This window comes from Desemzia sp. AGC72 (assembly GCF_057334175.1).
On sequence record NZ_JBHFIG010000001.1, the window covers coordinates 45,123 to 67,389 of the forward strand.

The following is a 22,267-nucleotide window of genomic DNA, read 5'->3' on the forward strand; positions in this document are numbered from 1 at the left end:
AACTGAAACCATAGCAAAGTGGAATATAGGTTAATGACTTTCTCTTTATTTATTAAAAATCATTGTAAGAAGTATAGAGATTAATCAGTCCATGCGGAAAATAATAATAAGAGGTGAAATTGGAAATGAAGAAATTGTCAACAAATTTAACTAGAAGTTTATTTGTCGGTGTAGCAACATTAACGCTTGCTGGTTGTCAAACTACTAATGAAGGAACTGAATCCGCTTCTCCTAACCAAAATGAAACAGAAACAAGTGAAGTACGAGTAGAAGTCACTTCAGATATTACAGAAGCTGTAGAGAAGGTAGAAGGCGCTGTCGTTTCAGTCATTAATATGCAACAACAAAATACAGAAGGATTCAATGGTTTGTTTGGAACTACAGAAGCCATACAAGAAGATGACCAATTGCAAACTGCTGGAGAAGGTAGTGGGGTTATTTATAAAACAGATGGAGACAGCTCTTATGTCGTTACCAACAATCACGTTATCGAAGGATCAGATGCAATAGAAGTCTTGATGAAAGATGGTACTAAGGTAGAGGCTGAGTTAGTAGGAGCAGATTCTTGGACAGATTTGGCTGTTTTGAAAATATCTTCTGAAAATGTGACAACTGTTGCGGAATTTGGAGATTCTGATCTATTGAATGTCGGAGAACCGGCTATTGCTATTGGATCTCCATTAGGAACCAATTACGCTTCTTCTGTAACTTCGGGAATCATTTCGGCTAAAAATAGAAGTGTTCCAACTGATATTGATGGTGATGGAGCTGCAGACTGGGAGATGACAGCCATTCAAACTGATGCAGCAATCAACCCAGGAAATTCTGGTGGAGCGTTAGTCAATATCGCTGGTCAAGTCATCGGAATCAATTCAATGAAAATTTCTTCAGATACTGTTGAAGGAATGGGATTTGCTATTCCAAGCAATGAGGTCGTTAAAATTATCGCAGAATTGGAAGCAAATGGTGAAGTGGTTCGTCCGGTATTGGGAGTCAGCTTATTGGACTTGAGCCAAATTTCTGAACAACAACAATCTGCTGTTCTTAAATTACCGAATGACGTGAACTCCGGTGTAGTAGTAGCACAAGTAGAAGCAGGCTCTGCTGCTGAAAAAGGCGGTCTGGAACAATACGATGTAATTGTAGGTTTTAATGGAGAAGAAATCACAAACACGATAGAATTGCGTCAAGCGATCTACTCAACAGAAGTTGGGGAAGAGGTAGAGATCGAAGTTTACCGTGGCGGAGAATTAATGACTGTTAATGTGACGATGACTTCTTCTGATGATATGATGTAAAAAAGTTGTTTTAAGTAACATAAAAAAACGCTGATGAGGAATAAACTCATCAGCGTTTTTTTATGCGGAAAATAAAGAATAGTTTTCAGAATCAATGCAAAGTAAAGCTCGCTTTTTGTGGATAACTTTTGTAAAATAAAGAAAAAGCTACTATTTTCAAGGTGGAAAAGTTATCCACAAATTTATTAATGGATGTGCACAACTAGTATAAATATTATTTATATCGGTTGTTAATGCTGAATAATCAAGGTTTCGAAATGAAAAAAACTAAAAAATGCATAAAAATCATCTGTGGATAAATCAGGAAAAATAGTTATCCACAAAACTACATTTAGTGATGAACATATTTTCGGGCACTAGATACAGTTTTTAAATTGTGGATATGTGGATAACTATTGTGGATAACATGTGGTCAAAGGGGGATAACTGTGAATATCAAAATTATCAGTGTTGGAAAGTTGAAAGAAAAATATTTAAAAATGGGTATCGAAGAATACTCTAAAAGGTTAAGTGCATATTGCAAGTTAGAATTGGTAGAAGTTCCTGACGAAAAAGCACCCGAAAAACTGAGTGAAGCGGAAATGATCCAAGTGAAAGAAAAAGAAGGAGAACGAATCCTTTCAAAAATACCCGATCAAGCGTATGTCTTTGCTTTAGCGATTGAAGGGAAGCAGCGGACTTCTGAATCTTTCTCTAAAGAAATCGAACAGTTAGGGATTCAAGGAAAAAGCAATCTCGTCTTTGTTATAGGCGGGTCTTTAGGTCTAAGTAAAGCCGTTATGGATCGAAGCAATACTCAAATTTCATTTGGAAAAATGACATTACCGCATCAATTGATGCGACTAGTGCTGATCGAACAAATCTATCGTGGGTTTAGAATTATGAAGAATGAACCGTATCATAAGTAACACAAAAAAATGAGTGATGAAGACTGAAAGATAAAATCTTTCACTTCATCACTCATTTTTTATTTCCTCATAAACGTTGTAGAAGGGGTAATCAAATGTCCAACAAAGTTCCAATAAACAAAGTTATAATGATGGGAACTGGAATGACAGCTGAGTTGATAATGGTTGTTATGAAGGTTGTTTTTTTGTCTTGTTCTTTCATGAAGATGCGGATATTTTTTAAGACATACGGGAAAGTCAATAAAGACAATGCCACAAGTCTTGGGAAAGTCCCGAAAAGAAGTGATAAGATAATCGCGATGTAAGCAGCATAATAAAAGTACTTGAAGACAACGAGTGCTTTTTCTACGCCGATATGATAAGGAAGAGTAAATCGGTTATCTTCAATATCTTCTTCCAAGTCGCAAATGTTATTAGCTAGTGAAACGGTCATAACCGTAATGGATGTTGGTATGGACGCGATGATGAGTTGGACCATGGTTATCCAATCCAGTTGAATGACATCGTACGCGTTGAGATAGACCATGGCTGTAAAGATGCCAAATCCCATTGCCAACCCGACGAAGAATTCACCATAGGGCGTACTATTGATTGGAACAGGACCCATAGTATAAAGTGCTCCGATCAACATACCTCCAAAGCCGATATAGAACAAGAAAAGAGATGTTTGAAGAACTAAGTACAGACCGATTACCAGAGCAACAATACCAGAAATCCAATAGGCTAAACGAACATTTTTGAGCGGAATATTTTCTTTACCTACCACCATTTCTTGAGCATAGTCCGCATTTTTATTGTCTGCGATGTAATAATCCAAGTAGTTGTCGCGGATATTGACAGCTAAGTGAAAAAGGATAGCTGTAAGTAATCCTAATAGTGAAAATCCTAAATGAAAAGTGTCATAATTATACCAAGCATATAAAATACCAATAAAAGCTGGGAAAAAACTAGTAGTGGTGGATTCCATTTGAGCAAGCAAGATATATTGTTTAAGTGTCATAGTGATCTCCTTTTAAAAACTCTCTTGTGAGTAGTGATTTAGTCAATGAATACAATAGGTCTTTTTCAGGATGACTTGGAAGTGCATCAATTGATGCTAAAGCTTCATCAATGTATTTCTTCGCAATATCGTATGCACGTTCGATGCAATCATTCTCGTGTAATAAAGAGACTAAAGCAGCTAGATCACTGTTTGATAAGTCTTCACCCTTTTTTAAAAGAGGAAGAAAGGCTTCATCTGCTTCTATGCCTAAAATGAGCGGAAGGGTATAAATACCTTGTTTAACATCGTTTAAAACTGGCTTTGATAGGTTTTCGGGAGTTTGGGTATAGTCCAGAATATCATCTAACATTTGAAAAGCGATCCCAATATTTTGACCAATCGACCGACTTTGTTCGATGACTTCAGGAATGCATCCTCCAAAGTAAGCACCTTCGTAACAACTTAATTCAAACAGTTGTGCTGTCTTTCCTTTGATGCTTTTTAAATAGTCTTCATAAGTAATATCTGTATTGTAAGCATTTGTCATTTGATTTATTTCGCCTAACAATACTTGTTTCATCGAGAGTGTATTTAATTTGATTATTTCAATAGAGTCCGTCGCGTCCGCTAGTAAATCAAAATACATTGAAATCAATAAATCGCCTGTATAAACAGCCACATCATTACCATGTTTTGATTGGACTGTTTCAATGCCGCGACGCAATTTTGACTCGTCTATGATGTCATCATGAATGAGAGTGGCTAAATGAAGCACCTCAGTAGATGCAGCGGCAGCGATGATTTTTTTATGCGTATCTGGAATGGCGCTGCCTAATCGTGAAAAAAGCAAAAAATAGGCAGGTCTGAGTAATTTTCCTTGGTTCTCTACCAGATCAATAACTGTCTTTTCAATTTCCATATTTTCAATGGCTGTTTTTTCTATAATCAATTCAAGACATTCTATTAAAAGGGCTTGGATACTAGGGAATTTGTTCCACATTGGATGAGTTTTAACCATACCGATCTCCTTTATGAACCGCTGAAACTGACGCGCTGGTTCTTATGTTATGTTTTTATGTGCACTTAATATCTCTGTTTAATCAGTATACTTTAAAAATTGTAAAGTTATACAAAAAAGCATTCAGCAACCTTGTTGAAGCTAGTACGACAAGAAAAACTAAAAAAAAAGTAAGCATATTGGCAATAACCAACATGCTTACATTTAAAATAGTCGAAAAATTATTTTGCGCGCTTTACTTCAATTCTATAGCCATCAGGATCTGTCACAAAGAAATAGGTAGGTGTGCCGCCTGAAAGTCCTCTTAAGTCACCGGTTTTGTAAGCAGAAGCTTTACAAACTTCATGCATTTTTTCCAAGTCATCGACAGTCACGCCTAAATGACTAAAACCATCTCCTACATTATACGGCTCAGCATCGTAGTTGTAAGTTAGTTCAATTTGTACAGAAGAACCGGGAGAATTCAAATAAACTAAATCAAATTTATTTTCAGGGAATTCTCTGCGGCTGGCAACTTCAAAATCGAATAAATTAGTATAAAAATCTAAAGTAGCTTCAAGATCTCTGACACGCAGGCAAATTTCAACAAGTTGTTGGTTCATAATAATATCATCCTCCAATAGTTTCTTACTATATTCTAGCATGAATAAATCATATAGGCACGCCCAGGTTATTTTCTATGGTGTTTGAAGAGCATTATCATGGGTGTGGTATCAAAATACAAAAGCAGAAGTAAGAAAAAAAGCGATATCTTTTTTCATCGATTCGTTTAAAGACACAGCCGATGATTACTTTGCAGAACAAAAATAATCAGACAAGATAAACTAGACCGCAATATCGCACCAAAACCATTTCAATTGCAACCTATATTGTTGTGGATTATAAAAAATAAAACTACATAAAAAAAGCCTCCATCAGTTTTCAGCAACGAAAACTGATAGAGGCTTCTTTTTATGAGAAAATCGTTCAAATATAAGACTCGAGTACCTTTTTGAAATCTTGATTAACAGCGGAATTAAATACTTTATTCAGCAATATTTTTTTCTGGTCACTAAGTACAAGAATTGGGTAATAATTTACCAAGAGACTTCTTCTCACTCTTATTTTTTGGTATTCGATATGACTGATCTGCTCTTTTGGGATAGAAAGTACCTGCCCTTTATGATTCAGCACGATCCCATTTTCATAGATGGAGAATTCTTCGCTTTGTTTAAATAGAAGCAAATACAACCCAAAGAGAGTAAACAAGCCTCCCATCACCATTAAAAACATTTTTGCATAGATAAAATTTGCACCGATCAAAAACAGGATTCCTAAAAGAATAAATACAAAGCCGTTTTTATTGTTATCGGTTCTTCCCATGTATAAAAGTTCACCAAAATCACCCAAATCGATTCCTCCTGATTGGTTTTTTAAATATATTTTAATTTTGTTCGGCGAATTATATCAGTGTCAAATAAGATGGATTTACTAACAAAAAAAGAAAAACTGCATAGAATTTAAAGTTTGAACCGTTCTATGGTAATATTTTTAAAACATGAAAATAAGGAGAAAAGGGGGATTGTATGCGTGACAAATGGAACTTGCGAAAAGAAGACCGACAAAATTGGATGGTCTTCGTAGAAAGTATTTTGATTTCCTTATTCTTATCGATGGTCGTTATTTTGCTGGACACAAGAACGATACCTCTATTGGACAATTTCCCTGAGTGGGTTTTGACGAATGTTGATATCGCAGTAGAAGTACTGAGTGCGTTAGTAGGAACGTTGCTTGCGGTTGCGACTTTTACATTTTCTGCCATGTTAACAATCGCGTCACTATATTCTTCAAATTTTAGTCCACGTATAGTCGAAAACTATCTGCTGAATAAAGTTGCTTTGCGTACACTGGGGATTTTTCTAGGTGGCTTTGTTTACTCGATTTCTTATACGAATATACTATAGAAGCTGATACGAATGCTTATATCGATTATATTCGTTTTGAAAAATTACAAGACATTTGCGAACAGTATCAAGCAGTTTGTGTGACTCAAGTAAGGATGGGAACATTCATAAGTCGGTACGAACCTATAGCTGTTGTTTATACGAATCAAAAAGTAGAAGACGAAAACCGGCTGGTCCGTCAGATAAACCAAACAATGGCATACAACACAGAACCATCCGCCATTTTTGACCCTTATTATTCACGAATCAAAATGGTAGATGTTGCACTTCGAGCGATTTCTCCAGCAATCAACGATCCCAATACAGCTATTCATGTACTGCATTATAAATCTTTACTAGAAGCGAAGTTAGCTGGTTTATCTGGTCGTTATGCTGTTCTCGGAGAGATTGCAGGGGAACAACCTAAAAACAGTACTGATACGATGCAGCAGTATGAGGGCTGTATTTTATATGAATATAATGACTTCTTAGCTGATTTGCATAAAGGTTACTGGCAGTTGGTCCAATATATGAAAGAAGATATTTCGTGTATGACTGCTATTTTTGAGGGATTATTGGTCGTTGCGTATGCGGCTCATGAAGAAAATTTGAGTGATGTGAAGAAATACAGTCAATATGTTTACGAGAAAACTCATGAAAATTTCCCGTTGTCATTTGATCAAAAACTTATCGAAGAAAAACACCAAGCTGTTTTAAATGTCAGAAAATAGTCATTTAGTTTAACAGCAACATTTGCAACTGAAATTCAGCAGATGAAAAAACATACCATAAGAACAAGAAAACTTTGTCTAAAGCATAATAGGTGCTTTTTAACGAAGTTTTTTTCTACGGTTAACACCAAACTTTGAGGCAATCGATAAATGAATGACTTAAAATTTGAGTCTGTCGATGTAGAAGTAGTATGATGAGATTATGAAAAAATTTTATGAGGAGTGATAAGATGACAGCTTATGAATTACCGAAAGTATGGAAATGGGAAGAAGAGAATTCTAATAGAACTGGAAATCGTCCAACAGCAGGCAGTCGATTTGAACAAACATTGCCTGTAGGAGATGCTCCGTTCCAACTTTATTCATTAGGAACACCTAATGGCATCAAAGTTACGATCATGTTGGAAGAGTTGAAAGAATTGGGCGTAGAAGGCGCAGATTATGATATCTATACCATCAATATTGGAGAAGGCGACCAATTTGGCTCAGATTTCGTTGAAATCAACCCGAACTCTAAGATTCCAGCTCTAGTCGACCAAAGCCAAAACCGAAGTCCTCGTGTAAAAATCTTCGAATCAGGCTCTATTCTCCTTTACTTAGCGGAGAAATTTGGACAACTGATTCCGACAGATATCCAAGGCCGTACAGAAACCCTTAATTGGTTATTTTGGCAAATCGGATCAGGTCCATATGTTGGAGGCGGATTCGGACACTTTTTCGCTTATGCTCCAGAACCGATGAAATATCCGATCGACCGCTTTACGATGGAAACAAAACGCCAATTAGATTTGCTGGATAAAACCTTAGCAGAGCGTCCTTATATAGCTGGTAACACTTATACCATTGCAGATATTGCGATATGGTCTTGGTATGGTCGTTTAGCTCTAGGGAAATTGTATGAAGGCTCTTATGAATTCTTGAATCTGGATGAATATACTCATTTATTGGAGTGGGCAAAGCGGATTAATAAACGTCCAGGTGTTCAAAAAGGTCTGAAAGTAGAGTATCAATCGATTGATGAATAAAGTGTTATTCTGTCAAGGTGTGACTAGCCTTGACATTCACGAATACTACCTCTAAAAGTCGCAACATACTCATTGCAAGTGTTAAAATTTTTCATCACTAGTTAGGCTGTGCTAAACTGTATCTATGTCATTCGTAAACTCTATTATTTATTCTTTAGCTGGAATTATATGTGAGCATCTGCGGATGGCTCTTTTTTTAAAAAAATATAACTATTTTTTATTAAAGGAGATTATGCTATGGATATGTCGATTTTCTCACAATTACGATGGGACTTCGTCTACCAAAGGCCTCAACACCTTATCGCAAGGATGACGAAGGAATACCGCACCTTTTATTTTGAAGAGCCGGAAGACATCGGAAACTACAATTCAAATGAAAACACGCCCGCAAATTACCATCATTACATCAGTGAAGAAGGCGTAAATGTTATCGTGCCTTTACTGAAAGCTGGAGATATGGATAGTGCTCCTTTATTGGAGAAAATTGTCAAACAAGTACATCAAGACTTTAGTATCGAACAAGATATTTTTTGGTACTACACGCCCATGGCTATGGAATATACCTCTTTTTTTAATCCAAAAATTACTATCTACGATTGCATGGATCAATTAGCAGCATTTAAGTACGCACCTCAAAACCTCATTTCGTTGGAGAAGGAGCTTTTCAAAAAAGCAGATCTTATATTCACAGGCGGAAAAAGCCTTTATAAAGCAAAAAAAGAACATCATGATTTTGTTCATTGTTTCCCGAGTAGTATCGACCAAAGTCATTTTAAAAGAGCGGCAGCGGATCTCCCAGATCCCGAAGATCAAAAAGACATCCCTCACCCGAGAGCAGGATTTTATGGAGTAGTAGATGAACGATTTGATATAGATTTACTGAAAGAACTGTCTGCTCATCTCCCTGACTGGAATTTTGTTATTGTAGGCCCTATTTTAAAAATCGACCTTGCCACCCTCCCTCAAGCTGAAAACATTCATTATTTAGGAATAAAAAAATACGCTGAACTGCCCTCTTATTTAGCGAACTGGGATGCAGCAATCATGCCATTTGCTCTTAATGAGTCGACCAAATACATCAGTCCGACGAAGACACCTGAGTATTTGGCTGCCGGTAAAAAGGTGGTTTCGACAGCGGTTCATGATGTGGTGCATCCTTACGAAGATCTCAATCTTGTAAGCATCGCAAGAACCAGTAAGGAATTTGCAGAACATGTGAAAAACACACTGGATAAAAGTCCTCAGTGGGAAGAAGAAGTTGAAGCGTACCTCAAGGACTTTTCATGGGATGATACTTGTAAGCAAATGAACAAACTCATCACAGAAAAGATAGCAGAAAAAAATGAGGTTCTTGAAGAAAAGGCAGTAGAGAAAGAATAGGGGGAGAACAGAATGGAAAAATACGATTATGTCATTGTAGGTGCTGGTCTGTTTGGCGCCACTTTCGCGTATGAAGCGGAAAAAAGAGGGAAAAAGTGTCTAGTGATCGATCGAAGAAATCATTTAGGCGGGAATATTTACTGTGAAAATATTGAAGGCATCAATGTGCATAAATACGGCGCCCATATTTTCCATACGAGTTCAAAGTATATCTGGGATTACGTAAACCAGTTTGTAGAGTTTAATCGGTATACAAATTCCCCTGTTGCGAACTATAAAGGAGAAATATACAACTTGCCTTTTAACATGAATACCTTCAACAAGTTATGGGGAGTCATTTATCCAGAAGAAGCGAAAGCAAAAATAGAAGAACAGAGAAAAGCAGCGAATATCACAAAACCGAGTAATTTGGAAGAGCAGGCGATTTCTCTTGTTGGGACAGATATCTACGAGAAATTAGTCAAGGGATACACGGAAAAACAATGGGGAAGAAAAGCAACAGAACTGCCGGCGTTTATTATTAATCGACTCCCAGTGAGATTTACGTACGATAATAATTATTTCAACGATTCTTACCAAGGCATCCCTATAGGTGGATACAATGTGATCATTGATAAGATGTTAGAGGGGATTGATACAGAGTTAGAGACGGATTACTTTAAAGAAAAAGAAAGATTGGATAATCTTGCGGATAAGATCATTTTTACAGGTATGATCGATGAATACTACGATTATCGATTTGGCAGTTTGGAGTATAGAAGCTTGAAATTTGAACATGAAATATTAGATTTACCAAATTACCAAGGGAATGCAGTCGTGAATTATACAGACAGCGAGACTCCTTATACGAGAATCATTGAGCACAAACATTTCGAATTTGGCACCCAAGAAAAAACGGTCATTACGAAAGAGTACCCGAAAGAATGGGGAAAAGAGGATGAACCTTACTATCCTGTAAACGATGAAAAAAATTCCGCTTTATACAAGAAATATAAACAGCTGGCGGACCAAGAAGAAAATGTGATTTTCGGCGGAAGATTAGCAACGTATAAATACTATGACATGCATCATATTATTAGTCAGTCTTTAAAGACAGTTGCAAAGGAACTAGGGTCTCGCCCATTAGTTAGTCCTGGCTGATTGAGTCGTTGGTACCTGCGAAAACATGAATACCCTATAAAAAAGGATGTGTCACAATGGTTGAATCATTACCTTTATACGGTACCCGTTTTTACCAAAATCCTCTGCGAGATGGTGAAGGAAAGGTACACACAAACCCAGATCCCTACGTATTGAAATTTCAGGGGCGTTACTATTGTTATGCCACTGACTACCATGGCATCAAAGTGAGTGTCTCGCGCGATTTGGTTCAATGGGATCAATTAGGGTACGCTGTTCAAGAAGAAGGGCGTAAGAATTACTGGGCCCCTTGCGTTGTTTTTGATGGAGGGAAGTTTTATCTGTATTATTCCAACACACCAGTTGAAGCTCCGGAAACGCAAAACGAGTGGCTGCGTATGGCGGTAGGAAGCAAACCGGAAGGCCCTTTTCGTTATGAAAAAACGCTGTTCAGAAAGTTCTCCGTCGATGCGGATGTCGTGAAAGATAAGGTCTCTAACTACTATCTCTTCTACAGTACCCTTGACGTGACGGACAGTGCACTTGAAAATACCGGCAGCAGCATCCTTGTGGATCGGCTGCCGAGTTTTGATGAGGTGGAAGGAGAAGCTCAAGCGGTAGTCTTGCCTACCTTGGAAGAAGAGATGTTGGACTGGGTCAGTGTAGAAGAAGCCCAAGATTGGTCGATCGTAGAGGGGGCCACTTACGCAGAGCACCATGAGAAAGCCTATCTGATTTATTCAGCTAATATCTATGCGAGCGAAAATTATTACATCGGCTACGCTCTGGCAGATAAGGATGGGCCTATCCATCAACTGAAGTGGGAGAAGTATCCCAACAATTATACTTACTATCCGTTGGTGAAAGCCAGCCAGCACGTGGAAGGAACTGGTCATACTGCATTGATAAAGGCGCCGAACAACGTAGACTTCTGGCTCTTTTACCACGGGCAAGAGACAGGAGGAACGTGGTCTCCCGAAGAGGATCATCGGACGCTGCGAATGGACCGTTTGTTCTTTGATGGTGACGCTTTGATGACTTATGCTCCTTCTGCCAACGAACAGCCAGCACCTGGACTGCCTGATTTGCAAGAATTTTTTGAGGGAGAAACAAAGTTAGTAGTCGAATCCGGAGAACATACCATTTTAGATGAAGGTTGGCTCACCGCAAAAACGCCTTTCATCGCGCTCTATGAGAAGGAGTACCAATACTATCATCTTGAGCTGGACCTTACGGCAAAGCCAGCTAATCTTGGCAGCAAAGACGGTGCTGTGATTGCCTACCGAAGTGAGGATCACTACACAAGTGTCTATTTGAGGAATGGGACATCGGTCTTGGCAGTAGAACAGGTGAAGAATGGTATCCATTCTATTCTGGCCACTTTTCCGTTAAAGGATTTTGATGCAACGGTGAATCAACACCTTGAAGTTGTCCGGAGATTTGCTGATTACGAGCTGTACTTGAACGGCGCTTATATCGGTCGAGTGCTTCTTGATGAACAGCCGGCTCGTGTAGGGATTTGTTCGGGATATACAACGACGGTATTCCATTATTTCGCAGTAACAGAAATGATTGATCTTTTTGACGGGCAGATGCGTTTGATCGGAAACTTTTTTGCTTCTGATGTGCCGGTCCTTATCAACTCTCTCAATCAGCTGGCATCTTTTCGAAAAAAACCTGTCACTCTAACAACGAAACTCAAAAAGGACTACCAGTACAGTCTAACGTATACTTTGCCGAATGAGGAGAGTAGAGTAACTTGCTGCTTGCAGTTGGGGGAGGAGAAACTTGAAATTCAATTGGAGCCTACAAAGATCACCATTCCAAAACTCCAGCTACAGCTTTCTTTTCCTTTGGCCAAAAACGATAAGAGTACGGTAACTTTTTTAGTGGTGGATGAAACGGTTATACTGCTGTTCAAGAACAAAACCTACCAGTTTCCGATACCATTGGGACAAGATGACATATCTTGTCAGTTTGTTTTGAAAAAAGCCGCACTCGATGCTTGGGAATTGGTGAAATTGGTTCAACCAAATGGGAAGTGATACTGAAAAATGCATCAAAAAAAGGGGTTGGGAAATAACTCCCAACTCCTTCATTTTTACGGATATTGGTTTCGTAAACGTGCTCAAAAAGGCAGTCCCGACGTCCACTTCACGAATAATGCTCGGATGGTCTCGTAGACCATCCGAGCATTATTCGTGAAGTGATTCGGGGCTAAATGCCTTTTTTTCCAATCTCATGCTAGACGAGTTCTGCAAACCAGACTTCCTATGATTTCATTTTCTGATTTAGTTGGTAAAAAGCACCAGCTAAATCAGAAAGATGAACTCTACGAAAGCCTGAACGGTTTGCTACACTCTATTATTAGACGAGTTCCGCAAACCAGACTTCCTATGATTTCATTTTCTGATTTAGTTGGTAAAAAGCACCAGCTAAATCAGAAAGATGAACTCTACGAAAGCCTAAACGGTTTGCTTCACTCTCTTATTAGACGAGTTCCGCAAACCAGACTTCCTATGATTTCATTTTCTGATTTAGTTGGTAAAAAGCACCAACTAAATCGGAAAGATGAACTCTACGAAAGCCTAAACGGTTTGCTTCACTCTCTTATTTTTGTGCAATGCAACTAGATTAATATTTTAAGGCTTTCAATTCATCCAAAGTGACTTCTTGTTCAACATAGTTATCTACCATGAAGCCGCTCAAATTTGAGAATTCTTTAAAGAATGTATCATAAGCCGTCATGTCAGAATTGAAGTTTTCTGCGTTCAACTGTTCAATCAATTCTTTTGTTTTGGCTTGTGTGTCGCTGTCTAGTTCCCAGCTGTCAGGTCTTAGTCGGCCAACTTCGTCGTATTCAGTTTTGTCTCCATAGATCATCTCACGATAAATGCGGTCTATGTGCATAATCGGCGTTTCGTGAGTGCCTTTTTCTTCCATCACTTTGTAAAGACCGATACAATAAACGGGGAAGAAAGGAATAACTGAACTTGCTTTAGTTGTAACAGCAGTCGCCACAACAATTTGAGCTTTCCCATTGATATCGGCTAATAATTGATTGATGTTTTCTGCTTTTTCATCACAATCTGCTTTTGCACGGCCCAAAGTACCGCCGCCATAATAATCATGGTTCAATTCAGTTCCTAAGTAAGAATAGTTGGTTGTTAAAACGCCATCCGTCAACACGCCGGCTTCTTTTAGTGCTTCCATCCATAACTGCCAGTCTTCACCACCCATTACTTTGACTGTATCAGCAATTTCCTGCTCGTCTGCTGGTTCCAGAGTTTCAGTGTAAAAAGATTCATTTTGCATATTGATATGCGGACCGACAACCGGTTCGCCAATTGCTTTGATCGACGATTTGTACAATTCGCCAGTTTCAGGATCTTTTCGTACGCCGCTTGCCAGACTGTAGACAACCAAATCTATTTTGCCGCCGAATTCGTTTTTGATATACTCAATGATTTCTTGTTTAGTCTCATGGCTGAAAGCGTCTTGAACAAAGTTTTTAGCAATCAGACCTTCTTTTTCAGCTTCTTCTCTAAAGGCAATGTTATTGTACCATCCAGCTGTTCCGAGATTTCTTTCATTCTTTGGTCCTTTTTCAAATGAAACCCCGATAGTATCTGCACCTGCTCCGAAAGCCAAGTTGATTCGAGTAGCTAGACCGTAGCTTGATGATGCGCCAATGATCAATACTTTTTTAGGCCCTTCGTAAGTACCGTTGCTTTTTACATAGTCGATTTGATTTAATACGTCTTGTTTGCATCCAAGCGGATTAACGCCCAAGGCTACATTTCCTCGGATATTTTGTTTAAATATCAACATGATTCTATTCCCCCAATTAACCGTCATAAGAGTATAATATCAGAAAAGGGACATCAATAATAACTTATTGATGAAATTTTCATTCAGAAATACATTTTGGAACAGAAAAGTAATTCATAAAGGAGGATACCATGTGATCGTCAATCTAGAAGTTTTTTTGAGAACGCATGCTATTTATTTTGAATTGTATAATCATGAGCCAATTTATACAAATGAGGCTGCTGTGAGGATGAAAGAAGAAAAAGGATTTACTGGAACAGAAACTAAAGCTCTCTTTTTGAAAGGTAAATCCGGACGTTATTATTCTTTTGTTACTTTTACGACAAAAAATGTGGATTTTAAACAATTAAATCAAGTTGTCGGCGAAAAACTTAAAATCGTCCAGCCGGATGAAATGGAAGCTGTCACTGGACAAAAACCAGGAGCGGTCACACCATTAGGATATGAAGATATGGTTTCTTTTATAGTAGATGAAGAGTTGTTCCAGCAAGAAAAGCTCGTATTTGCTCCTGCCAGGCCAGATCAGACGATGGTGATAGCAGCAAAAGATCTAAACAGAATTATTCAGTTGCTTGGCAACGAACTATTTGTTTACAATGAAAGTTAACTTAAGGAGGAATCACAATGAATATTAAACCAATTAAAGCTCTTTCGGATAATTATATTTGGATCATTGAAGAAGGAAAGGACGCAGTGGTGGTCGATCCAGGAGAAGCAAAAGATGTAATTGATTACTTGAAGAAACAACAACTAGATCTAACTACCATTCTTTTGACTCATAACCACGATGATCATACTGGCGGTGTGAAAGAAATCTTGGCTCACTATCCGAACGTCGTTGTATATGGACCAGAAGAAACGAAACCGTTAGCTGACCATATTCTTCAAGAAGGAGATACTTTTGAATTGATGGGGCAGGATGTTCAAGTCTTTAAAACCGCTGGGCATACTCTTGAACATATCAGCTTCTTGATGGGAAATCTTCTCTTTTGTGGGGATGCTTTATTTTCAGCAGGCTGCGGTCGGGTCTTTACAGGAGACTACCAAGCGCAATATGAAGCTTTGCAAAAATTTAACCGTTTAGAGGATGAAGTAAAGGTATATGCAGCACATGAATACACACAGACCAATTTGCGGTTTGCACATTCTATGGAGCCGTCTAATGACGAAATTGCTGAAGCTTTGAACCAAGTTCAAGAATTGCGTGCAGAAGATGTACCTACTTTGCCATCAACTATCAAAAGAGAGAAAAAGATCAATCTGTTTCTCAAAGCAGAGACGCTAGAAGAATTTACAACATTGCGTAAATCACGAGATGTTTTTTAAAAGTATTCGTTTAAGTTTAAAACTACTCTAGAGAGAGTTGTTATAAGAGATAATATTTGTTATATTTGAGTTTATTAAGTTCTTTTTTAGGAGTTCGACGGGATGACTCTCGTTGAATTGATAATTAAAAAACAGGTATACCAAATACAACAGCGTATCATTTGAGAAGGGATTTGTTCATGTGCAGAAAGAGATTATTCATCAATTACCTAAAGTAGAATTGCATTGTCATTTAGACGGTTCTGTTCCTATGGCAACCTTGATAAAACTGGCAGAAAAGCAAGATTTTGATATGAGTTTATTGGATCAAATAGCAGCGCCGGAAAAATGTATGGATTTAGTAGATTACTTAAAAGGTTTTGATATTCTGCTTCAGCTCTTGCAAACCAGTGAGCAACTGGAAGAATCAGCTTATGCTATCGCTGAAACGGCGGCTTTAGAAAATGTCCGCTATTTGGAGCTGCGTTTTGCTCCTTTGTTACATACAGATGCTGGTATGAGAGTATCTGAAATTATTGCGGCCGTCAGCAAAGGGATTCGTAAGGCTATGGAAAAGTATGATATCATGGTGAATTTATTGATCTGCGGCATGCGTCCGCATTCCAATGAAGACAATTTGAAAATGTTGTCCGAAGCTATCAGTACACAAGAACAGCTGTTGGTTGGTTTCGATATGGCCGGTCCAGAACCTGATATGGCAAATGACCATATTGAACCGTTAACAGCTTTTGCACAAGACAGCGGACTTCAACTGACACTTCATGCTGGCGAATGCGGCTGTGCGCATAACGTGGTTCAAGCGATTTATCTAGGCGCAGAACGTATCGGGCATGGAATCGCTGCTCAAATGGACGAGGCAGCCCAAAAGCTTTGCATCGAAAAAGGCACTGTCATCGAGATGTGTCCGACCAGCAATATTCAAACGAATGCGGTCGAAAATTGGGAAGATTATCCTTTACTGGATTTTATGGAAAAAGGAATCAAATGTTGTATCAATACTGACAATCGAACAGTTTCTGATACAACACTTACTACAGAGTATTGGCTTTTGGCGAAACATCTGGGAATCGATTATGCAATGATGAAAACATTGAACTTAAATGGCTTGGCAGGTGCTTTTACGACCTTAGAGGCAAAAGAAAAAATTTCTGCAATGATCAATGAAGCTTATGCACCATATGTTTGAAAGTAGAATAGACGATTTTATCTAAAATCGTTTTATACTTGACGTAAACAAATAAAGACGAAAAACCTCATGATTTTCAGTGCGCAGAGAAACATGCACTGAAGATCGTGAGGTTTTTTACTATGGGGGTTCGAATCCCTCCTGAGACTTACCACTCTCGCGGTTCGTAATTCAACTCGGCGAATAATTGAGATTTTTCTTTTTTAGACAAATAGCGCCATTGTCCAACAGGCAAGTTACCTAAATGAATATTCATGATCCGCAAACGTTGCAGGCGATAAACATTGTATCCCAAAGCTTCACACATACGACGAATTTGGCGGTTCAATCCTTGTGTCAGAATAATTTTGAAATCAAATTTAGACAATTGTTCAACTTCACATGGAAGAGTTTTGGTCCCCAATATATTAACACCTTTTGACATGTTCTCTAAAAATTCAGGAGAAATAGGACGGTCTACTGAAACAACGTATTCTTTTTCATGGTGATGATCAGGACGCAGTATTTCGTTCACGATATCCCCATCATTTGTCAGCAGAATCAGACCTTCAGATTCTTTGTCTAAACGCCCGATATGAAAGACTCGAAAAGGATGATTGACTAAATCGACAATATTCCCTTTAACTCCTTTTTCAGTCGTGCTTGTAATCCCAATGGGTTTGTTTAAAGCAATATAGACGTTGTTCCTTGCTACAAAGATGTGTTGACCATCGACCAATACTTGGTCCCCTGGATCGACTTGGCTGCCTATTGTAGCCTTTTTACCATTGATCAGAACTCTTCCTTCAGCAATTAATTTATCTGCTCCTCTTCTAGAGGCTTTTCCTGCTTCACTGATGTATTTATTTATGCGCAAATCGCCACTCCTTTAACACTAATATTATCTTCTACTCATAACTGTACTTTATATTAGGACAAAAGCAAGCTAGTCTGTTGAACCTGCCGTCAATAAGGGAGATATGTCATAAGTAGTTCACATATTAAAAACGAATTATTAGAGATAACCTGAATGATACTCTTTGTTTATAGAAAAAGGGTTGTACACACTTTCTCGCTCTTTTTTATGCATAAATTCACAATATGATAATTTTTGAAAGCTTGATTATATATTTTTTTATATATTTTGTTGACGTAAAAATTCTTAAAGAGTATAATTTGTTTGTGATTTAATGTGATTAAAATCACAAATAAGGAATTTAGGTTACTCGGAGGGATAAGCCGTGAATACGAAACAGTTTATTGAGACTCGTAAATCAATGGGACTTTCTCAAATGGAATTAGCAGATGGTATTTGCACTCAAGCAACATTAAGCCGTTTTGAAAATAACGGTAAAGTACCAAACTTAAAAATCTTGATCCAACTGTGTAATCGGCTCAATTTAACTTTGAGTGACTTGTTCCCGAGAGTGGGAGTCAAATATACAGAAACTATTGAAAAAATGAATAAGGCTGAATTTTTTTTGATTACCAGCGAGTATGAACAAGCTGAAGAACTGGTTGCTGCGATTTCTGTCAAAGATATTGAAGAACCAAACTTAGCTATGCGATACCATTATTTGAAGGGCTTTATCAGGATTTTTCAAGGGTATTCTGTAACCGATATTCTTTTTGGTTTCGATCAAATTCTCCTCGCTGATGAGTCAAGTGAAGAGACAATTTTTCACTTATTAGCGTATACAGGAAGCGGAATGGTTTACTATCGTGAGAAAGACCAGGAAAAAGCAGAATTTTACTTCAATAAAGTGTTGGAGAAAATATATACCTATCCAACAACAGAAATTGAGGATACTTGGAGAGTATTAAATATCGTCTTTCAATGCGGTGTTTTCTATTCAGGAATCCAGGAAATAGAAATCAGTAATGCTTTATTGAACTATGCTGTTTCTATTTGCTCAGATAATCACGTGACGTACTATTTGGCAAGAGCAGCTACTCAATTAGCGAAGAATGCTATTGTTCAAAATAAACCGAAAGAAGTCATTTTAGAATTGATTTATGATGCCAGAGCTTATTCTAAAATCAACCGAAACACGATTGCATTAAAAGAACTGGCTGATTTGGAACAAATCGTATTATCGACTAAAGGAGCTGAGTAAAGGTGGTAGAGAGAACAGAAACTGTCCGACTGATGGGAACGATTATTGATGTACGGATCGAACATGATCACCCGGCTCCTATTTTAAAAGAGACGGTAGCTCGATTAAAGAAATACGAAAAACGATTCAGTGCAAATAATCCCAGTTCCGAATTGATGGCAGTTAATAAATGTGCGGGCATTTGCAGCGTTGTGGTTCATCCAGATTTGTATGAGTTGATCCAGATAGGAAAGATGCATAGTTGTGCTTCTGGAAGTTATTTGAATATTGCTATTGGACCTTTAGTCCAAACGTGGCGTATCGGATTCCATGACGCTAAAGTCCCTTCAAAAGCAGTTATTGATGAATTATTGAAGAAAACAAATCCTCAAAATATCATCTTGAATAATGAAGAACGGTCTGTTTATTTGACTGAAAAAGACATGCGAATTGATTTGGGCGCTTTAGCAAAAGGATACATAGCAGACCGAATCATTCAGTATTTGAAAAGCGAAGGCGTCACGTCCGGACTGATCAATTTAGGCGGAAACATTGTAGGGTTAAATCCTTTCCAGCAGTCTGGAAAAGAGTATTGGAATATTGGAATCCAAAACCCAAACTTGCCTCGTAATGAATACTTGACGACCGTAAAAATTAAAAATCAGTCGATCGTCACCTCAGGAATCTACGAAAGAAGTTTAGTAAGCCAAGGGCAAACGTATCATCATATTTTAAGTCCTCAAACGGGCTATCCCATCGAGACAGATGTGGCCAGTTTGACTATCCGGTCTGAACGATCAGTAGACGGTGAGATATGGACGACTCGCTTGTATGGAAAACTCACCGATGAAATTGTGGAAGACTTAAATCATTTGGACGGAATAGAAGGTTTAGTCATTACGAAAGACGAGAAATTAGTGTATACAAAAGGATTTAAAAGATAAAAGTAAAAATAACAGAACTGAAAGGAAGTAAAAAAATGAAAAAATTTATTGGAATCGTAGGAACCAATTCAGATTACTCTACAAACCGCCAACTGCTGCAATTCATGAAAAATCATTTTTCTTCAAAAGCAGAAATCGAGATTGTAGAAATCAAAGATATGCCGGTATTCAACAAGCCTGAAAACAAAGATATTCCTGAAATCGTGCAAGCGATGGCGGATAAGATTGATGACGCTGATGGTGTGATTATCAGTACGCCGGAATACGATCACGCTGTTACAGCTTCATTGATGAATGCACTGAGCTGGCTTTCTTATGGGATCTTTCCTTTTGTTGATAAGTCCGTAATGATTACAGGAGCCTCTTACGGGACTTTAGGATCTTCTAGGGCTCAACTGCACTTGCGTCAAATCCTTGATGCGCCGGAGTTGAAAGCACGTATCATGCCGAGTTCTGAGTTTCTATTAAGTCATTCGTTACAAGCCTTTGACGAAGAAAACAATTTGAATGATTTGCAACAAACAGAAAAATTAGACAGACTGTTTGAAGATTTCTTAACTTTTGTGACCATCACCAATCAATTGACTCATGCACATGAACAAAATAAAAAAGAAGCAGAAAACTTTTCTTGGGAAACTATCTAAAAGGGGTTAATAAAAATGAAATTAGTCGGTATTGTAGGCTCTAACGCAGAAGTATCATATAATCGTACGTTACTAAAGTTTATTCAAAAAAAATTCAGTCCTTTATTCGATTTGGAGATCATTGAAATCAAAGATGTTCCTATGTTCAATCAAAGCGACGACCAGACAAACAGCCCGGTCATTCAAAAAATAAACAGACAGATTTTAAATGCGGATGGCGTAATCATAGCTACACCTGAACATAACCGAACGATTCCAGCTGCATTGAAAAGTGTTTTGGAGTGGCTGTCATTTAAGATTCATCCTTTAGAAAATAAACCTGTCATGATCGTGGGAGCTTCTTATTATGATCAAGGATCTTCTCGCGCGCAGCTGCATTTGCGCCAAATTTTAGATGCACCAGGGGTAAACGCTATGGTATTACCGGGGAATGAATTTTTATTGGGTAAAGTAAAAGAAGCGTTTGATGAAAATGAAAACTTAAAAGATCCAGGGACTGTTCAATTTTTAGGTAGCTGTTTAGAAAAATTTATTCAGTTCATCAAAGTGGTCGCTGTTATAGAAGGACCTAAAAAAATCGAACTTGAACCGGAAGATCTTTACGCAACCGGTAAAATAGACACGACTATTGAAGGCGTCGATATGTATGCTGATGATTGGTTGGAACAAGCTGCTGAAAAAGTTGGTGCAGTTGAAGGAAATACGTATGTCAAATTGGATCGTGGATTATTGACTGTCGATCAATTGAATTATTTCTTAGCTTCAATGCCGATGGAACTAACTTTTGCAGATAATAATAATCAATTCTTGTATTACAACCAAACAAAACCTGCAGAAGACATGCTGGCTGCACGAGTGCCAGGACAAGTAGGGAACCCATTGGCTAAATGTCATCCAGAAAAAGTGCATAAAAACGTAGGTTACGTGATCCAGCAGTTACGTTCTGGCGCCATGGATGCATTCCGTGTCAACGTACCTACTCATGGTCCTGACAAATATGTCGTGCACAATTATCAAGCTATGCACGATAAAGAAGGCAATTTTGCAGGAATCAACGAATTCATTTTAGACTTCAAACCAATCATCGATTGGTATTTGAAACAAACTGGACAAGCGTTGGTCGGCGATGTAGATGCGGTTTCTGGTGCTTCTGCTAAAGACCATAAAACAGAAGACGTCGATGCCACTTCAGGAGCTTCTATGAGCGAAAAAGAAGAAACGAAAGAAACAGTCGACGCAGTGTCGAGTGCATCTGTTAAAGGTTGATCGAACAAAAAAACTTCTCTTAACCGAGAAGTTTTTTTGTTTGCCCACTAATAAAATTAATGGTTGGTTAAATCAAAACTTGTTTTGATTAGATTTTCAATGTCAGAGACTTCCTTAACATCTTTTAAGGTGACAGATATCCAATGTTCCTTATTCATATGATAGGCATCACTGATTTCTTTTCTTTCTTTTAGACTGCCGTTCAATTCAGGAGGACTTTTGAGTTCCAACACATCGATCTCTTCTTCGCCTTCCAGGCCTGCTTTTTCTGGCAAAATATTCATCACGAGGGCATACCATTTCCTATTTGATGAGTGTTTGAAAACAGCGTAATTCGGAAATTTTTTCCATAAATATTCTGGTTCTGTACCATAGGTCGTTTTCAGATAATGGAAAAGTTCTTTTCGTTTTAGCATGTGTCCGCCCTCCTTTTACAAGAATAGTACCATTTGAGTAAAATAAGTTCTAATCATACAAAGAATAGGCTCATTAAAAAGGGAGCATTAAGTCATCCATGGGACCTATGGAGCTATTTGGACTAAAGAGAGAAGCTGTTCAGCGTTTCGTTCCAAGACTCAGCAGTGGAACAAATCCATAAATAGAAGAAGCTGT

23 protein-coding genes are annotated in these 22,267 nt (G+C 38.1%); 16 read left to right on the forward strand and 7 right to left on the reverse strand.

What is annotated here, in order from left to right; translation table 11 throughout:
- Positions 1-125: 125 nt before the first annotated feature.
- Both ACE025_RS00200 and rlmH read left to right on the forward strand, forming a co-directional pair.
- Entirely contained in the window at positions 126-1,298 is a 1,173-nt protein-coding gene (locus tag ACE025_RS00200; protein ID WP_485936253.1) for a S1C family serine protease, read from the forward strand.
- Between the two features lie 428 nt (positions 1,299-1,726).
- A complete protein-coding gene (gene rlmH / locus ACE025_RS00205; protein ID WP_485936255.1) occupies positions 1,727-2,206 on the forward strand; it encodes a 23S rRNA (pseudouridine(1915)-N(3))-methyltransferase RlmH in 480 nt (159 codons plus the stop codon).
- Between the two features lie 91 nt (positions 2,207-2,297).
- Here rlmH and ACE025_RS00210 read toward each other — a convergent pair whose 3' ends face one another.
- The 4 genes from ACE025_RS00210 to ACE025_RS00225 all read right to left on the reverse strand — a co-directional run bounded on the left by ACE025_RS00210 (position 2,298) and on the right by ACE025_RS00225 (position 5,595).
- Positions 2,298-3,206, reverse strand: a complete 909-nt coding sequence (locus ACE025_RS00210) for a UbiA family prenyltransferase (protein ID WP_485936257.1) — start codon at positions 3,204-3,206, stop codon at positions 2,298-2,300.
- A complete protein-coding gene (locus ACE025_RS00215) occupies positions 3,196-4,206 on the reverse strand; it encodes a polyprenyl synthetase family protein (protein ID WP_485936259.1) in 1,011 nt (336 codons plus the stop codon). The genes ACE025_RS00210 and ACE025_RS00215 overlap by 11 nt, the downstream gene beginning before the upstream one ends.
- A gap of 221 nt (positions 4,207-4,427) precedes the next feature.
- Positions 4,428-4,808, reverse strand: coding sequence for a lactoylglutathione lyase (gloA, locus tag ACE025_RS00220; RefSeq protein ID WP_485936261.1), 381 nt, complete (start codon positions 4,806-4,808; stop codon positions 4,428-4,430).
- 364 nt (positions 4,809-5,172) lie between these two features.
- A complete protein-coding gene (locus ACE025_RS00225) occupies positions 5,173-5,595 on the reverse strand; it encodes a hypothetical protein (protein ID WP_485936263.1) in 423 nt (140 codons plus the stop codon).
- A 176-nt stretch (positions 5,596-5,771) separates the two neighbouring features.
- On the opposite strand from ACE025_RS00225, the gene ACE025_RS00230 reads away from it, so the two are divergent.
- From ACE025_RS00230 to ACE025_RS00260, 7 genes are all read left to right on the forward strand, one after another.
- Positions 5,772-6,149 carry a DUF2254 family protein gene (locus tag ACE025_RS00230; RefSeq protein WP_485936265.1) on the forward strand — a complete coding sequence of 126 codons (378 nt, stop codon included), beginning with the start codon at positions 5,772-5,774 and terminating at the stop codon, positions 6,147-6,149.
- 29 nt (positions 6,150-6,178) lie between these two features.
- The gene (locus ACE025_RS00235; protein ID WP_485936752.1) at positions 6,179-6,859 is read left to right on the forward strand and encodes a DUF2254 family protein; all 681 of its coding nucleotides are present in this window, start codon (positions 6,179-6,181) and stop codon (positions 6,857-6,859) included.
- A gap of 230 nt (positions 6,860-7,089) precedes the next feature.
- On the forward strand, positions 7,090-7,884 hold the full coding sequence (gene yghU, locus ACE025_RS00240) for a glutathione-dependent disulfide-bond oxidoreductase (protein ID WP_485936267.1): 795 nt from the start codon (positions 7,090-7,092) through the stop codon (positions 7,882-7,884).
- 237 nt (positions 7,885-8,121) lie between these two features.
- Positions 8,122-9,264, forward strand: coding sequence for a glycosyltransferase (locus tag ACE025_RS00245; RefSeq protein WP_485936269.1), 1,143 nt, complete (start codon positions 8,122-8,124; stop codon positions 9,262-9,264).
- A 12-nt stretch (positions 9,265-9,276) separates the two neighbouring features.
- Positions 9,277-10,404 carry a UDP-galactopyranose mutase gene (gene glf, locus ACE025_RS00250; protein ID WP_485936271.1) on the forward strand — a complete coding sequence of 376 codons (1,128 nt, stop codon included), beginning with the start codon at positions 9,277-9,279 and terminating at the stop codon, positions 10,402-10,404.
- Positions 10,405-10,460: 56 nt separating this feature from the next.
- The gene (locus tag ACE025_RS00255) at positions 10,461-12,428 is read left to right on the forward strand and encodes a glycoside hydrolase family 43 protein (RefSeq protein ID WP_485936273.1); all 1,968 of its coding nucleotides are present in this window, start codon (positions 10,461-10,463) and stop codon (positions 12,426-12,428) included.
- Positions 12,429-12,656: 228 nt separating this feature from the next.
- Complete coding sequence (locus ACE025_RS00260) at positions 12,657-13,016, forward strand: hypothetical protein (protein ID WP_485936275.1); 360 nt, start codon at positions 12,657-12,659, stop codon at positions 13,014-13,016.
- A 1-nt stretch (position 13,017) separates the two neighbouring features.
- Here ACE025_RS00260 and fabV read toward each other — a convergent pair whose 3' ends face one another.
- The gene (fabV, locus tag ACE025_RS00265; protein WP_485936277.1) at positions 13,018-14,214 is read right to left on the reverse strand and encodes an enoyl-ACP reductase FabV; all 1,197 of its coding nucleotides are present in this window, start codon (positions 14,212-14,214) and stop codon (positions 13,018-13,020) included.
- Between the two features lie 136 nt (positions 14,215-14,350).
- Between fabV and ACE025_RS00270 the strand changes: the two genes are divergently transcribed.
- From ACE025_RS00270 to add, 3 genes are all read left to right on the forward strand, one after another.
- The gene (locus ACE025_RS00270; RefSeq protein ID WP_485936754.1) at positions 14,351-14,821 is read left to right on the forward strand and encodes a YbaK/EbsC family protein; all 471 of its coding nucleotides are present in this window, start codon (positions 14,351-14,353) and stop codon (positions 14,819-14,821) included.
- A gap of 17 nt (positions 14,822-14,838) precedes the next feature.
- A complete protein-coding gene (gene gloB, locus ACE025_RS00275; protein ID WP_485936279.1) occupies positions 14,839-15,540 on the forward strand; it encodes a hydroxyacylglutathione hydrolase in 702 nt (233 codons plus the stop codon).
- A 181-nt stretch (positions 15,541-15,721) separates the two neighbouring features.
- Positions 15,722-16,726: an adenosine deaminase gene (add, locus tag ACE025_RS00280; RefSeq protein ID WP_485936280.1), complete on the forward strand. Its 1,005-nt coding sequence runs from the start codon at positions 15,722-15,724 to the stop codon at positions 16,724-16,726.
- Positions 16,727-16,874: 148 nt separating this feature from the next.
- On the opposite strand, the gene ACE025_RS00285 is transcribed toward add, so the two are convergent.
- Entirely contained in the window at positions 16,875-17,582 is a 708-nt protein-coding gene (locus tag ACE025_RS00285; RefSeq protein ID WP_485936282.1) for a pseudouridine synthase, read from the reverse strand.
- Positions 17,583-17,982: 400 nt separating this feature from the next.
- On the opposite strand from ACE025_RS00285, the gene ACE025_RS00290 reads away from it, so the two are divergent.
- Genes ACE025_RS00290 through ACE025_RS00305 form a run of 4 tightly spaced genes read left to right on the forward strand, consistent with a single transcriptional unit; the run spans position 17,983 to position 21,655 of the window.
- Positions 17,983-18,822, forward strand: coding sequence for a helix-turn-helix domain-containing protein (locus ACE025_RS00290; RefSeq protein WP_485936756.1), 840 nt, complete (start codon positions 17,983-17,985; stop codon positions 18,820-18,822).
- A gap of 32 nt (positions 18,823-18,854) precedes the next feature.
- The gene (locus ACE025_RS00295) at positions 18,855-19,745 is read left to right on the forward strand and encodes an FAD:protein FMN transferase (protein WP_485936758.1); all 891 of its coding nucleotides are present in this window, start codon (positions 18,855-18,857) and stop codon (positions 19,743-19,745) included.
- Positions 19,746-19,780: 35 nt separating this feature from the next.
- Complete coding sequence (locus ACE025_RS00300) at positions 19,781-20,389, forward strand: NADPH-dependent FMN reductase (RefSeq protein WP_485936284.1); 609 nt, start codon at positions 19,781-19,783, stop codon at positions 20,387-20,389.
- A 15-nt stretch (positions 20,390-20,404) separates the two neighbouring features.
- A complete protein-coding gene (locus tag ACE025_RS00305) occupies positions 20,405-21,655 on the forward strand; it encodes an NAD(P)H-dependent oxidoreductase (protein ID WP_485936286.1) in 1,251 nt (416 codons plus the stop codon).
- A gap of 56 nt (positions 21,656-21,711) precedes the next feature.
- Here ACE025_RS00305 and ACE025_RS00310 read toward each other — a convergent pair whose 3' ends face one another.
- Positions 21,712-22,071, reverse strand: coding sequence for an MmcQ/YjbR family DNA-binding protein (locus ACE025_RS00310; RefSeq protein ID WP_485936288.1), 360 nt, complete (start codon positions 22,069-22,071; stop codon positions 21,712-21,714).
- Between the last annotated feature and the right edge of the window lie 196 nt (positions 22,072-22,267).